Here is a 13,555-nt window from a genome sequence, read left to right on the forward strand (position 1 = left end):
ATACCCCCCACCCGTAGTTCACTGACAGTGCTCGGGCCGACCGCGCCCGAGTCCGCGAGACGATCGGGAGGCGTCCCCATGGGGGCAGGGCACGATCACGGACACACTCACGGCGGGCCGCCGCCCACCGGCACGGCCGCCGCCGCGTACAGGGGCAGGCTGCGGATCGCGCTGGGCATCACGCTCACGGTGATGACCGTGGAGATCGTCGGGGGGCTGCTCGCCGACTCGCTCGCCCTGATCGCCGATGCGGCCCACATGGCGACCGACGCCCTGGGACTGGGCATGGCCCTGCTGGCGATCCACTTCGCCAACCGGCCCGCCGGGCTCAACCGCACCTTCGGCTTCGCCCGCGCCGAGATCCTGGCGGCCCTGGCCAACTGTCTGCTGCTGCTCGGGGTGGGCGGTTTCCTGCTCTTCGAGGCGATCCAGCGCTTCGTCGCCCCCGCCGAGACCAGGGGCGGGCTGACGATCGTCTTCGCGCTGATCGGCATGGCCGCCAACATCGTCTCCCTGTCGCTGCTGCTGCGCGGGCAGAAGGAGAGCCTCAACGTGCGCGGCGCGTATCTGGAGGTGCTCGCGGACACGCTCGGCTCGGTCGCCGTGCTGGTCTCGGCGGGTGTCATCCTGGCCACCGGCTGGCAGGCCGCCGACCCGATCGCCTCGCTGGTGATCGGCCTGATGATCGTCCCGCGTACCGTGAAACTGCTCCGGGAGACGCTCAACGTGCTGCTGGAGGCGGCTCCGAAGGGCGTGGACATGGGAGAGGTACGGGCCCACATCACGGCGCTGCCCGGCGTCCTGGACGTCCATGACCTGCACGCCTGGACGATCACTTCGGGGATGCCGGTGCTCTCGGCCCATGTGGTGGTGAGCCAGGACGTGCTGGACTCGGTCGGCCACGAGAAGCTCCTCCACGAGCTCCAGGGATGCCTCGGTGACCACTTCGACGTCGAGCACTGCACGTTCCAGCTGGAGCCGAGCGGCCACGCCGAACACGAGGCGGGACTGTGTCACTGAGGAACGGCCGGCCGGAGCCGCCGACCGCGAAGGGGTACGAGATGAACGACCACGATCACACCGCCCGTCCCGTGTCGTGCTCCCCCGGCACGGCGGGGCGCGACGGGCTGGGTGTTCCCCGCTGGACGACCCGGCCGGAGACCCCGGCGGACGCCGGGGCCGTGCGCGCGGTCGTCACCGCCGCCTTCCCGACACCGGCCGAGGCGGCTCTCGTCGACGCGCTGCGCGCCGATCCGTCGGCCTGGCTGCCCGGTCTCGGACATGTCGCCCTCGGCGGGGACGGTTCCGTCGCGGCGTACGCGCTGCTGACCCGGTGCCGGGTCGGGGACGCCCCGGCCCTCGCCCTGGCGCCGGTGGCGACCGCCCCGGAGCAGCAGCGGCGGGGCGCCGGGCAGGCCGCGGTGCGGGCCGCGCTCGACGCCGCCCGGCTGCGGGCCGAGTCCGTCGTCCTGGTGCTCGGCCACCCCGCCTACTACCCGCGCTTCGGCTTCGCACCGGCGTCCCGGTACGGAATCCGGCCGGCCTTCGACGTCCCGGACGAGGCGATGATGGCCCTGGTCCTCGACCCGTCCGCGCCGGTGCCGGGGGGCACGATCCGCTACCCGGCCGCGTTCGGCGTCTGAGGGCCTTCCGGTGCCGCCCGCGGCCGGGGCGGCACCGGGTCCGGACATGTCGGACCCGAAGTGCGGACAGGCGGCTTTTGTGCGGCAGACTTGAGCGGACTCGACGGGACCGGCGCACCGGGCCGGGACCATAGCGAAGGATGGGTATGCCGACCACACCAGCCACCGCGGCGCACAGCTCGTCGAACGGCACAGCAGAAGCGATCATGCTCGAACTGGTCGACGAGAACGGCACCACCATCGGTACGGCGGAGAAGCTCTCCGCCCACCAGCCGCCGGGGCAGTTGCACCGGGCCTTCTCGGTGTTCCTCTTCGACGAGCGGGGCCGGCTGCTGCTCCAGCGGCGCGCGCTCGGCAAGTACCACTCCCCCGGCGTCTGGTCGAACACCTGCTGCGGCCACCCGTACCCCGGTGAAGCGCCCTTCGCCGCTGCCGCCCGGCGTACGCACGAGGAGCTCGGCGTCTCGCCCTCACTGCTGGCCGAGGCCGGAACGGTCCGCTACAACCACCCCGACCCGGCTTCCGGACTGGTGGAGCAGGAGTTCAACCATCTCTTCGTCGGCATGGTGCAGGACCGACTGCGGCCGGACCCGGAGGAGGTCGGCGAGACCGCTTTCGTCACGGCCGAGGAGCTGGCCGAACGGCATGCCGAGGCACCGTTCTCCGCGTGGTTCATGACGGTGCTGGACGCCGCCCGCCCGGCCATCAGGGAACTGACCGGGCCGTCCGCCGGCTGGTAGCGGACGGGGCACCCGGTGTTCGCGCGAGCCGAGTCACCGGGTGCCCACGCCGGTCGGCCTCACGACCTGGGGAGCAGGAGGAGCTCACAAAATGGGCGCCCGGCCCGCGGGACCACCCGCCCGATGCCCGCACAGACCGGTTCAGAATCCCGCGCTCAGCGGCAGCGCGGCCCAGATGATCTTCCCGCCGCCCGCGGTGTGCTCCACGTCGCAGGCGCCGCCCGCCTCCCGGGTGATCTCCCGGACCAGGAGCAGCCCGCGACCGCCGGTCTGCCCGTGGTCCGTCTCCAGGGCCGTGGGCCGGTAGGGGTGGTTGTCCTCCACGGACACCCTGACCCAGTCCGCGCCGACGGCCACCTCGACGGCCAGCTCCGGCGAGAGCAGCGCGGCGTGCTTCACCGCGTTGGTGACCAGCTCGGAGACGATGAGCAGCAGCCCTTCGGCGATGTCGGTGCCGATCGGCACGCCCTGGCGGTCCAGCAGGTCGCGTACGGTACGCCTGGCCCGGGGGACGGAGACGTCCACGGCCGGGGCGGTGAACCGCCAGACTCCTTCGTACGACATGGGCCGGGCGGGGACGCTCCCGCGGCTCTCCATAGTCCGGTACCGCCCTCGACTCGTCGGTGACTGCACGTCGAGTACAGAGTGCGCGGCGTGGCTGCCGCTCCGGACCAGTGAATAGAAGTCAACCTCTATCGACGATTTTTGATCGAAACTGCACGATCTGATCAGCTCTTTGACTGATCCTGATCCTCTCCGGTGGACGTGTCCGGCCGTTGCCCCGGCGTCGGACCGTCCGGCTCCGTGTACCGGTGCAGGTGCCGGTCCGGGTCCGGGGCCGGGTGACGACGCCCGGGGGCCACGCCCTGGCCCGAGGCGTCCGAGGCGTCCGAGACGAGGGAGACGATGCGTCGGCCGCCGACCCCGATCGCGATCAGGCCGAGGCCGTCGAAGAGCAGTGCCAGGGAGAAGAAGAGACCGAGGACGTAGAGGCTGCTGTGCGGCCAGTCGAAGAGGACCAGCAGCCCGAGGAGCAGCCCGAAGGCCCCTTGAAGCAGCGTCCAGCCGAACTGCGGGCCGCGCACGACGACGCTGCCGACCAGCCGGAACACCCCGCCGGTCAGGAAGAGCAGCGCGGCGAACATGGTCAGCGCCTCGGCCGTGCCGTGCGGATGCCGGATGACGACGACCCCGGCGGCGATGTTGAGCGCGGCCACCACGACCGCCAGCCAGAAGTAGTTGCTGCCCCGGGACTCGATGGCGTGGAGCAGACCGACGAGCCCGCCGACCAGCAGCAGCCACCCGAAGATCAGCATCGAGGTCAGCGTCGCGACCCCGGTGTAGACGAGGCCGACCAGACCGGCCACGACGAGAAGAATGCCCAGCAGGGCCAGCCGGCCGAAACTCCGGCTCAGCCTCCTGCCCTCGACTGCGGGATCGGCCACGGAAAGCTCCTCACGGTGCGTACGTGCACGGCCACCCCCTTTTTTTTGATCATAGGTTCGAACCGTGCGGATAGCATCCGGCGCATGGACCGTACGGAACCCCGGCTGACGCACACCGTCGCGGACGGTGTCGCCACCGTCGTCATCGACAACCCGGCCAAACGCAACGCGATGACGGTCTCGATGTGGCTCGCGCTGCCCCCGCTGCTGGCACGGCTGGCGGCCGATCCCTCGGTACGGGCCCTGGTGCTGACGGGCGCCGGGGACACTTTCTGCGCCGGGGCGGACATCGCCTCGCTCAGGGCCGTGCCGCCCCCGGAGCCGTCCTCGCCCGGAGCCCCTTCCTCGCCCGGCGGTCCGCCGTCGGATCCGCAGCCGCTCACCGTGGTGGCCGAGGAGGCGCTGGCCGCGTTTCCCCGGCCGACGCTGGCGGCGATCCGCGGCTATTGCGTGGGCGGCGGCAGTCAGCTCGCAGCCGCCTGCGATCTGCGGTTCGCCGAGGAGGGCGCCGCGTTCGGGGTCACGCCGGCCAGGCTCGGGATCGTCTACCCCGCGTCGTCGACCCGGCGGCTGGTGGCGCTGACCGGACCCGCCACGGCTAAGCACCTGCTCTTCTCCGGCGAACTGATCGACACCGCGCGGGCGCTGCGGTGCGGGCTGGTGGACGAGGTGCTCCCGGCCGGTGGGATGGACGCGCGGGTCGGCACGTACACGCGGACGCTGGCGGCGCGCTCGTGGATCACGCAGGCGGCGGCGAAGGAGTTCGCCGACGGGCGCCGGGACCGGGACGCGTACTGGGCGGAGCGGGTACGGCGCAGCGGCGACACCGCCGAGGGTGTCGCCGCGTTCCTGGAACGGCGCGCGCCGCGCTTCGGGCCGCCCGAGGGCGCGAGCTGACCCGGCGGGCCGCCGGGCCGGGCCGCCCCCACTCGAGAGGGGTCTACCGGAGGAGGGTGGCGCGCCGGGCACGGAACTCGTCGGCCAGTGCCGCCGGGGCCTTCGCCGGCGAGCCCGCGTCGTACGGCGGCTGGGGGTCGTACTCGGTCAGCAGCTGTACGGACATGGCGTGCTCGTCGCCCGCGATTCGGCCGAGCAGGGCGAGCCCCATGTCGATGCCGGAGGAGACGCCCGCCGCCGTGACGTACTTGCCGTCGAAGACCACGCGCTCGCCGGTCGGTTCGACACCGAACTCCTTCAGGGTGTCCAGCGCGAGCCAGTGCGAGGTGGCGCGGCGGCCGCTCAGCAGTCCGGCCGCGGCAAGCAGCAGCGACCCGGTGCAGACGGAGGTCGTCCAGGTGCTGGTGGCGTCGGCCTCGCGCAGCCAGCCCAGCAGCGCCTCGTTGTCCATCTGCCCGGTCTGGCCGGGACCGCCGGGGACGACCACCACGTCCGGCGACGGCACATCGGCGAGCGTCCGGTCGGCGACGAGCGCGATGCTGCCGCTCTCGTTGCGCACGGGCCCGGTCCGTTCGGCGACGAACACGGTCTCGGCGCCAGGGAGGTGCTGGAGCATCTCGTAGGGGCCCACGGCGTCGAGCGAGGTGAAGCGGTCGAAGAGGACGATGGCGATCTGCACGGGTGCTCCTTGTCGTCGGTGTCGTCGGTGTCGTCGGTGTCGTCGGTCGTGCGGGCGGTGGCCCGGAAGCATGCCGCTCGCCCGTGGGTCGGTGCGCGTCGGGCCGGTCGGGCCGCCGGCGGAGCGTCCGCCCGGCCCGCGCGGTCGTGTGCGGGAAGCCGGTCAGTCCGTGCCGGGCCCGGGCCGGAAGCGGCGGCGGTACTCGGCGGGTGCCGTGCCGAGCGCCTTGACGAAGGCGCGGCGCATGGCCTCCGGGGTGCCGTATCCGCAGGCGTGCGCGATGCCCGCGACGCCGTCGCTGGTGTCCTCCAGCAGTCGGCGGGCGTGTTCGAGACGTACCCGGTCGACGTATCGGCCCGGCGTGAGGCCCGTCTCGGCCCGGAAGGCGCGGGCGAAGTGACGGGGCGAGAGGCGGGCGCGGGCGGCCAGGGCCTCGACGGTGAGGTCGGCGGACGGGTGTTCGGTGATCCAGTGCTGGACCTCACGCAGCGGCTCGCGCCGGGCGGTCTGGGCGGTGAGCTGCGCGCTGAACTGGGCCTGGTTGCCTGGTCTGCGCAGGAAGACCACGAGATGGCGGGCGACCGTGAGGGCGACCTCCCGGCCGTGGTCCTCCTCGACGAGCGCGAGGGCGAGGTCGATGCCCGCGGTGACCCCGGCGGAGGTGGCCAGCCTCCCGTCCCGGACGAAGATCGGGTCCGGGTCGACCTCCACGGCCGGGTGGGTGCGCGCCAGGTGCTCGCAGACGGTCCAGTGGGTGGTGACCCGGTGCCCGTCGAGCTGTCCGGCCTCGGCCAGCAGCAGCGCTCCGGTGCAGACGGAGACGAGGCGTTCGGCGCGCGGGGCGTGCTCCCGAAGCCAGCCGACGAGAGCCGGGGCGGGGACGCGGGCGCCCTCGCCCCCGGGAACGAGCAGGGTGTGCGGCGGCTCCACATCGGCGAGGGCGGTGTCCGGGACGAGGACGAGGCCGCTGCTCGTGCGGACCGGGGAGCCGTCGAGGGACGCGGTGCGCAGGTCGTACGTGGCCCCGAGGAAGTGGGAGGCCCCGGCGAAGACCTCCACCGGGCCGGTCACGTCGAGGCTCTGGACGCCGTCGAAGAGGACGACGAGTACGGATCGCTGCGTCATGTCCACCATCCTTCGCGGCCACACCGATGGCCGCAATGACGTACCCCCCACCTTTCCTGCCATCGCCCGGACGTCCCCGGTTCTCCCTGGTCCTTCCCCGACGCGCGCCGGAGGGCGCAGGGCACGACCGGCCGACGCGCGTCGGGGGTGGCCGGGCGACACGGCGCCCGGCCACCCGGCACAATGCAGACGAAGGGGCCCAGGCCCCGTGAGCACAGTCCGTGCGACCAGTACAGCCCGTACGAGAAGGCGAGTCGGTAGAACCGTGACGACGTCCATCGAAGGCAGGATCGCCGAGGAGCTCGGCGTACGCGAGCGGCAGGTGAAGGCGGCCGTCGAGCTGCTCGACGGCGGATCGACCGTGCCGTTCATCGCGCGCTACCGCAAGGAAGCGACCGAGATGCTCGACGACGCGCAGCTGCGCACCCTTGAGGAGCGGCTGCGGTACCTGCGGGAGCTGGAGGACCGCCGGACGGCGATCCTCGACTCCGTGCGCGAGCAGGGCAAGCTGGACGAGGAGCTGGAGTCCCGGATCAGGGCCGCCGACACCAAGGCGCGCCTCGAGGACATCTACCTGCCGTTCAAGCCCAAGCGGCGCACCAAGGCGCAGATCGCCCGCGAGGCGGGACTCGAACCACTCGCCGACGGGCTGCTCGGTGACCCGTCGGTGCAGCCGCTCGCCGCTGCCGCCGCCTTCGTCGACGCGGACAAGGGCGTCGCGGACCCGGCCGCCGCGCTGGAGGGCGCCCGTGCCATTCTCACCGAGCGGTTCTCGGAGGACGCCGACCTGATCGGCGAGCTGCGCGAGCGGATGTGGACGCGTGGCCGGCTGGCGGCGAAGGTGCGCGAGGGCAAGGAGGAGGCGGGCGCGAAGTTCGCCGACTACTTCGACTTCGCCGAGCCGTTCACCGAACTGCCCTCGCACCGGGTGCTGGCGATGCTGCGGGGCGAGAAGGAGGACGTGCTCGATCTGGTCATGGAGCCGGAGGAGCCCTCGGACACGCCCGGACCGTCGTCGTACGAGGGCGTCGTCGCCCGGCGCTTCGGAGTGGGCGACCAGGGCCGTCCGGGCGACAAGTGGCTGGGCGAGACCGTGCGCTGGGCCTGGCGGACCAGGATCCTGGTGCATCTCGGCATCGACCTGCGGCTGCGGTTGCGCACGGCGGCGGAGGACGAGGCGGTGCGGGTCTTCGCGTCGAACCTGCGTGACCTGCTGCTCGCCGCACCGGCCGGGACGCGCGCCACGCTCGGGCTCGACCCCGGTTTCCGTACGGGCGTGAAGGTCGCGGTCGTCGACGCGACCGGCAAGGTCGTCGCCACGGACGTCATCCACCCGCACGTCCCCGCGAACAGATGGGACCAGGCGCTGGCGCGGCTGGAGCAGCTGGCGCGGACGCACGACGTCGAGCTGATCGCGATCGGCAACGGCACGGCGTCCCGCGAGACCGACAAGCTCGCCGGCGAACTGATCGAGAAGCACCCGGAGTTGAAGCTCACGAAGGTGATGGTTTCCGAGGCGGGCGCGTCGGTGTACTCGGCCTCGGCCTTCGCCTCGCAGGAACTCCCCGACATGGACGTGTCGTTGCGCGGCGCGGTGTCGATCGCGCGGCGCCTCCAGGACCCGCTCGCGGAGCTGGTGAAGATCGACCCGAAGTCGATCGGGGTCGGCCAGTACCAGCACGACCTGTCCGAGGTGAAGTTGTCGCGGTCGCTGGACGCGGTCGTCGAGGACTGCGTGAACGGTGTCGGTGTGGACGTCAACACCGCGTCGGCGCCGCTGCTTTCGCGGGTCTCGGGGATCGGCGCGGGGTTGGCGGAGAACATCGTCACGCACCGTGACGCGAACGGGCCCTTCCGGTCGCGCAGGGCGCTCAAGGACGTGGCGCGGCTGGGCCCGAAGGCATACGAGCAGTGCGCGGGCTTCCTGCGCATCCGGGGCGACGACCCGTTGGACGCATCGAGCGTGCACCCGGAGGCGTACCCGGTGGTGCGGGCGATGGCGAAGCGGACGGGCGGTGAGGTGGCCTCGCTGATCGGCAACACGGGGGTGCTGCGGTCGTTGCGTGCCGACGACTTCGTGGACGAGAAGTTCGGTCTGCCGACGGTCACCGACATCCTGAAGGAGCTGGAGAAGCCGGGGCGCGACCCGCGGCCCGCGTTCAGGACGGCCACCTTCAAGGAGGGTGTCGAGAAGATCGGAGACCTGGCGTCCGGCATGGTGCTGGAGGGTGTCGTCACCAACGTCGCGGCGTTCGGCGCGTTCGTGGACATCGGGGTGCACCAGGACGGTCTGGTGCATGTGTCGGCGATGTCGCGGACGTTCGTGAAGGACCCGCGGGACGTCGTGAAGCCGGGCGACATCGTCAAGGTCAAGGTCATGGACGTCGATATTCCGCGGAAGCGGATCTCGTTGACGCTGCGGCTCGACGACGAGGCAGGGGCATCCGGCCAGGGCGGCGGGTCCCGGCGGGAGCGCGGTGAACGGGGTTCCCGGCCGCCGCGCCCGCGTCAGGGCGGTCAGGACCGCGACCGGCGCGGTGGCGGCTCCGCCCGGCCGGCGCCGGCGCCGGTGAACAGCGCGATGGCGGACGCCCTGCGGCGGGCCGGGCTGACCGGTCCGGACCGGGACGGCGGCCGCAAGCGCTGACGCACCGGGCGGGGGCGCGGGCGCGCAGGTCCGCGCCCCCGCCCCGCCCGGGCCCCGTAGGAGCGGACCGGGGGCGGCGGCCACGGGGCCGGAGGGTCAGAGTTCCTTCACCCTGCCGTCCACCACCTCGATGCGCCGTGTCGTCCGCACCGCCTCCAGCATCCGCCGGTCGTGCGTGACGAGGAGCAGCGTGCCCGGGTAGGAGCCCAGTGCCGATTCCAGCTGTTCGATGGCGGGCAGGTCGAGGTGGTTCGTCGGCTCGTCGAGTACGAGGAGGTTGACGCCCCGGCCCTGGAGGAGGGCCAGCGCGGCCCTGGTGCGCTCCCCCGGCGAGAGGGTCGTCGCGGGGCGCAGCACATGGTCCGCGCGCAGACCGAACTTGGCGAGCAGCGTGCGGACCTCGGCCGGTTCGCTGTCGGGTACGGCGGCGCAGAACGCGTCCAGCAACGACTCCGTGCCGTGGAACAGCTTGCGGGCCTGGTCGACCTCGCCGACCACCACGCCCGAGCCCAGCGTCGCGTACCCGGAGTCCAGCGGAAGGCGTCCGAGGAGGGCGGCGAGGAGGGTGGACTTGCCCGCCCCGTTGGCGCCGGTGATCACGACCCGGTCCGCCCAGTCGATCTGGAGGGACACCGGGCCGAGGACGAAGTCGCCCCGTGCGACGCGTGCTTCGCGCAGGGTCGCGACGACCGAGCCGGACCGGGGTGCGGCGGCGATCTCCATCCGCAGTTCCCATTCCTTGCGCGGCTCCTCGACGACGTCGAGCCGTTCGATCAGGCGCTGGGTCTGCCGGGCCTTCGCCGCCTGCTTCTCGCTCGCCTCGCTGCGGAACTTGCGGCCGGTCTTGTCGTTGTCGGTCGCCTTGCGGCGGGCGTTCTTCACGCCCTTGTCCATCCAGGAGCGCTGTGTGTGGGCGCGGTCCTCCAGGGCGGCGCGCTTGTCGGCGTACTCCTCGTACTCCTCGCGGGCATGCCTGCGGGCGCGTTCGCGCTCCTCCAGGTAGGCCGCGTATCCGCCGCCGTACAGGTTGATCGCCTGCTGGGCCAGGTCGAGTTCGAGAACCTTGGTGACCGTGCGCGTCAGGAACTCACGGTCGTGGCTGATGACGACCGTGCCCGCGCGCAGACCGGAGACGTGGCGTTCGAGCCGTTGCAGGCCGTCGAGGTCGAGGTCGTTGGTGGGTTCGTCGAGCAGGAAGACGTCGTAGCGGGAGAGCAGCAGGGATGCCAGGCCGGCGCGGGCCGCCTGGCCGCCGGAGAGCGCGGTCATCGGCAGGTCGAGGCCGACGGCGAGACCGAGGTCGGCGGCGACCTCCTCGGCACGCTCGTCGAGGTCGGCGCCGCCGAGCGCCAGCCAGCGTTCGAGCGTCTCGGCGTACGCGTCGTCGGCGCCGGGCGTCCCGTCGACGAGGCCCTGGGTCGCCTCGTCCATCGCCCGCTGTGCGTCGGCGACGCCGGTGCGGCGGGCCAGGAACTCCCGCACCGTCTCGCCCGGACGCCGCTCCGGCTCCTGCGGGAGGTGGCCGACGGTGGCGGTGGGCGGTGAGAGCCGCAGCTCCCCCCGCTCCGGCCGGTCGAGCCCGGCGAGCAGTCGGAGCAGGGTCGATTTGCCGGCGCCGTTGACTCCGACGAGACCGATCACGTCGCCGGGCGCGACGACGAGGTCGAGCCCGGCGAAGAGGGTGCGGTCGCCGTGCGCGGCGGTGAGGTCCTTGGCGACGAGTGTGGCAGTCATCAGGGTGCCGATCCTAACGACCTGGGGAGCAAGAGGGAGCGGGTTCCCGACGCCCTGCGACTCCGCCTCCCGCGTCGTCGTCGGTCACCGACGCTCCTTCCCCGAGCTCTCAGCTGCTATCGAGCACGGGAGGCCCCATCCTCCTCCCTCCTCCGCCCTGGATCCGAAGCCGCACGACGCCGCTCCCTGATCCACTCCCTCTTGTTCGACGGAGACCCGGTCGCTGTCGCGGTCGACGGCTGCCAGGAGGGACTGCTCCTCCGCCTGGCTCGTCCACCGGGCCCCGCCGCTGGTCTCGAAGCCGGTGCGGGGCGGGGCGGCCGGGGCGCTCGGGTCGGCCGCCGCGGGGACGGCTGCCAGGGGCGTGGCGAGCAGGGCCGCGACTGCGGCCAGGGCCAGGTGTCGGCGGCCGATTCGGCGCGCGGTCGGTGTACGGGGTGTCATGGGCGGCTTCCTCCCTGGGTGCGGCCGACGGGACGCGGTGGCGTCACGCCTTCGGGGCGGGCTGCGGGGGGCTGCCACGGGTCGGGACCCGCGGTGGCGCGTACGAGGGGCTGTCCTGCGATCCGTGATGGATCGGCGGGCTACGGGACGGACCCGAGGCCGGAGGTGCCGCCGACGAGCGGGAGCGTCGCGGACGTACGGGCCAGGTCGAGAGTGAGCGTGGGGGTGGAGTCCGGCGGCTCGATGAGGCCCCGGTCGGTTCCGGCCACGATCAGGGCGAGGCGGTGTCCGGCCGGGACGACGTGGTCGGTGGCGGCGAGGCGGAGGGTGATCGTGTGGGCCCGGCCCGGGGTGAGCGGGCGGCCGTGCCCGGCGGAGGCGTGGGTGCCGAGATCGGCCCAGCCCCGGCTGAACACGGTCCGGTCGACGGTGGCCGTGTCGGCCCGGGTCTCCTTGAAGCAGGCACTGTCCCCGGTGGTGCTCGCACCCCAGCAGGTGCGTCCGGGGAGCGTGGTGATGCCTTCTCCGGACGCGCCGTAGTCGCGGACGGTGTCGGGGCCGAGGTCCACGAGGACGGCGGAGAGATGGGCACTCGACGTGGTCGGGGTGGCGGTGACGGTCACCGTGGACGCCCCGGACAGCCGCAGGTCCCGGGAGAGCGGCGGGGTACGGAAGGCGGCCTTGGCTGCCGTGGGGCGGTCCGCGTCGGCGGCCCATTCCAGCTCGTTCAGCGCGGGGTCGTCGGTGAACGTCTCGGTGGCGCCGGGGCGGGCGGGCCGCAGCCCCAGGGTGCCGACGCCGGGCGCCGCTCCGGGGCGGGGGCGCACGGTGACGGCGTGGGTGGTGCGCGGCGGCCAGACGCGGTCGGTGGACCACTGGCCGGGACTGCGTTCGATGTCGGCCATCGGTTCGCGTTCGATGCCGTTGTCGTAACCGAGGAGGTAGTGGTCGAACCAGCGGTGCAGCGTGTCGACCCACTCGGCGCGCCGGAAGTCGAAGGGGTCGACGTGTCCGGTCTGCGACAGCCAGATCCTGCGTTCCACGCCCCGGGCCGCGAGCGCGTCCCACCACTGACCGAGGTGCTTGGTGCGGACGTTGAGGTCCTGCATGCCGTGCACCGCGAAGACGCTGGCCCGTACCTTGCGTGCGTCCTTCACGTAGTCGCGCTCGGTCCACAGCCGGGTCCAGTCTCCGGTGCGGGGCGCCCCTTCGACGAGCCGGCGCTGGACGGCGGCGCAGCGGCCGCGCGCCTCGGGGCTCTCCACCCCGTCGGCAAGCCAGTCCGGTCCGCCGTCGTACAGCGGCGCGCCCTGGGAGAAGTAGTAGTCGTACCAGGAGGAGATGGCGCCGATGGGGACGATGGTCCGCAGCCCGTCCACCCCGGTCGCCGCGACGGCGTTGGCGACGGTGCCGTCGTAGCTCTTGCCGATCATCCCGGTGCGGCCGTTGGACCAGTCGGCCGTGGCGTGCCGTCGGCCGGTGCGGGTGGTGTAGCCGCGGGCGCGGCCGTTCAGCCAGTCGATGACGGCCTTGGCGGAGGTGACGTCGGAGGGGCCGCCCACGTCGACGCAGCCGTCGGAGCGGTTGGTGCCGGCCAGGTCGACGGCGGCGAAGGCGTAGCCGCGCGGCACGAAGTAGTTGTCGTAGTACAGCGGGAACTGCACGGGCCTGCCGTCGGCGTCGTACGTCTTGAGCTGGCTCTCGTTGCCGCGGCCGCAGCAGGAGTAGTAGGGGCTGGCGTCCATGATGACGGGTATCCTGCGGCCCTGCCGGGCGGGTTCGCGGGGCCGGACGATGTCGACGGCGACGCGGTCGTTCCTTCCGTCCCCGTCGCCGTCGAGTCCGGTGTCGACCCAGACGGACTCGCGGACGGCGTTCTCGTACGAGTGGACGGGCCTGCTCACCGGCGGTCCGCTCGGCTGGTGTCCGTCGGCGGACGGGCCGGCCTTCCGGCCCGTGGCGGCGCCGGCCTCGGCGCCCTGTGCGCCCGCCGGTGCGAGCAGCGTGGTCGTCAGGGCGGCGAGGGCCGCCACCATCAGCGATCGGTACGTCAAGCGGGTGCCCCGCGCACGAATCGGCATGCGCGGAAAGTACCCCCTGTCAACTCCGGTGCGACAGAGGGCGATTGCTGATCGGCGTGGCGTGACCGGGCCGGGACGCCGCCGGGCTGCCATGCCGGAGGAATGGCCGACGTGTGACAA

11 protein-coding genes and 1 pseudogene are annotated in these 13,555 nt (G+C 72.8%); 5 read left to right on the plus strand and 7 right to left on the minus strand.

Annotation, left to right across the window (positions count from 1 at the left end):
- The first annotated feature begins 78 nt into the window (after positions 1-78).
- From ACFYXM_RS02875 to idi, 3 genes and pseudogenes are all read left to right on the plus strand, one after another.
- The gene (locus ACFYXM_RS02875; protein WP_389286230.1) at positions 79-1,020 is read left to right on the plus strand and encodes a cation diffusion facilitator family transporter; all 942 of its coding nucleotides are present in this window, start codon (positions 79-81) and stop codon (positions 1,018-1,020) included.
- Between the two features lie 116 nt (positions 1,021-1,136).
- Positions 1,137-1,643 (plus strand): annotated as a pseudogene (locus ACFYXM_RS02880) (GNAT family N-acetyltransferase); the annotation flags it as partial.
- 146 nt (positions 1,644-1,789) lie between these two features.
- Positions 1,790-2,383: an isopentenyl-diphosphate Delta-isomerase gene (gene idi, locus ACFYXM_RS02885; RefSeq protein WP_351525772.1), complete on the plus strand. Its 594-nt coding sequence runs from the start codon at positions 1,790-1,792 to the stop codon at positions 2,381-2,383.
- 141 nt (positions 2,384-2,524) lie between these two features.
- On the opposite strand, the gene ACFYXM_RS02890 is transcribed toward idi, so the two are convergent.
- Both ACFYXM_RS02890 and ACFYXM_RS02895 read right to left on the minus strand, forming a co-directional pair.
- Complete coding sequence (locus tag ACFYXM_RS02890) at positions 2,525-2,947, minus strand: ATP-binding protein (protein WP_389286233.1); 423 nt, start codon at positions 2,945-2,947, stop codon at positions 2,525-2,527.
- A 164-nt stretch (positions 2,948-3,111) separates the two neighbouring features.
- Positions 3,112-3,828, minus strand: coding sequence for an HdeD family acid-resistance protein (locus ACFYXM_RS02895; protein ID WP_389286235.1), 717 nt, complete (start codon positions 3,826-3,828; stop codon positions 3,112-3,114).
- Between the two features lie 84 nt (positions 3,829-3,912).
- Between ACFYXM_RS02895 and ACFYXM_RS02900 the strand changes: the two genes are divergently transcribed.
- Positions 3,913-4,725 carry an enoyl-CoA hydratase/isomerase family protein gene (locus ACFYXM_RS02900; RefSeq protein WP_389286237.1) on the plus strand — a complete coding sequence of 271 codons (813 nt, stop codon included), beginning with the start codon at positions 3,913-3,915 and terminating at the stop codon, positions 4,723-4,725.
- A 43-nt stretch (positions 4,726-4,768) separates the two neighbouring features.
- Here ACFYXM_RS02900 and ACFYXM_RS02905 read toward each other — a convergent pair whose 3' ends face one another.
- Positions 4,769-5,404, minus strand: a complete 636-nt coding sequence (locus ACFYXM_RS02905; RefSeq protein WP_389286239.1) for a DJ-1/PfpI family protein — start codon at positions 5,402-5,404, stop codon at positions 4,769-4,771.
- A 162-nt stretch (positions 5,405-5,566) separates the two neighbouring features.
- A complete protein-coding gene (locus tag ACFYXM_RS02910) occupies positions 5,567-6,529 on the minus strand; it encodes a GlxA family transcriptional regulator (protein WP_389286241.1) in 963 nt (320 codons plus the stop codon).
- Positions 6,530-6,794: 265 nt separating this feature from the next.
- On the opposite strand from ACFYXM_RS02910, the gene ACFYXM_RS02915 reads away from it, so the two are divergent.
- Positions 6,795-9,176: a Tex family protein gene (locus ACFYXM_RS02915; RefSeq protein ID WP_389286243.1), complete on the plus strand. Its 2,382-nt coding sequence runs from the start codon at positions 6,795-6,797 to the stop codon at positions 9,174-9,176.
- Positions 9,177-9,272: 96 nt separating this feature from the next.
- Here ACFYXM_RS02915 and ACFYXM_RS02920 read toward each other — a convergent pair whose 3' ends face one another.
- From ACFYXM_RS02920 to ACFYXM_RS02930, 3 genes are all read right to left on the minus strand, one after another.
- Positions 9,273-10,910 (minus strand): ABC-F family ATP-binding cassette domain-containing protein, encoded by a 1,638-nt coding sequence (locus ACFYXM_RS02920; protein ID WP_389286245.1) that lies wholly within the window; start codon positions 10,908-10,910, stop codon positions 9,273-9,275.
- 84 nt (positions 10,911-10,994) lie between these two features.
- Entirely contained in the window at positions 10,995-11,354 is a 360-nt protein-coding gene (locus tag ACFYXM_RS02925) for a hypothetical protein (RefSeq protein WP_389286247.1), read from the minus strand.
- A 140-nt stretch (positions 11,355-11,494) separates the two neighbouring features.
- Positions 11,495-13,435: a Xaa-Pro dipeptidyl-peptidase gene (locus tag ACFYXM_RS02930; RefSeq protein WP_389286249.1), complete on the minus strand. Its 1,941-nt coding sequence runs from the start codon at positions 13,433-13,435 to the stop codon at positions 11,495-11,497.
- Positions 13,436-13,555: the final 120 nt, after the last annotated feature.

Source organism: Streptomyces sp. NPDC002476, assembly GCF_042889785.1.
Lineage (GTDB): Bacteria > Actinomycetota > Actinomycetes > Streptomycetales > Streptomycetaceae > Streptomyces.

Coding starts and splice junctions, on each gene's coding strand:
- ACFYXM_RS02890 (WP_389286233.1), bottom strand. CDS start 2,947: ATGTCGTACGAAGGAGTCTGGCGGTTCACCGCCCCGGCCGTGGACGTC.
- ACFYXM_RS02910 (WP_389286241.1), bottom strand. CDS start 6,529: ATGACGCAGCGATCCGTACTCGTCGTCCTCTTCGACGGCGTCCAGAGC.
- ACFYXM_RS02930 (WP_389286249.1), bottom strand. CDS start 13,435: ATGCCGATTCGTGCGCGGGGCACCCGCTTGACGTACCGATCGCTGATG.
- ACFYXM_RS02925 (WP_389286247.1), bottom strand. CDS start 11,354: ATGACACCCCGTACACCGACCGCGCGCCGAATCGGCCGCCGACACCTG.
- ACFYXM_RS02875 (WP_389286230.1), top strand. CDS start 79: ATGGGGGCAGGGCACGATCACGGACACACTCACGGCGGGCCGCCGCCC.
- idi (WP_351525772.1), top strand. CDS start 1,790: ATGCCGACCACACCAGCCACCGCGGCGCACAGCTCGTCGAACGGCACA.
- ACFYXM_RS02920 (WP_389286245.1), bottom strand. CDS start 10,910: ATGACTGCCACACTCGTCGCCAAGGACCTCACCGCCGCGCACGGCGAC.
- ACFYXM_RS02900 (WP_389286237.1), top strand. CDS start 3,913: ATGGACCGTACGGAACCCCGGCTGACGCACACCGTCGCGGACGGTGTC.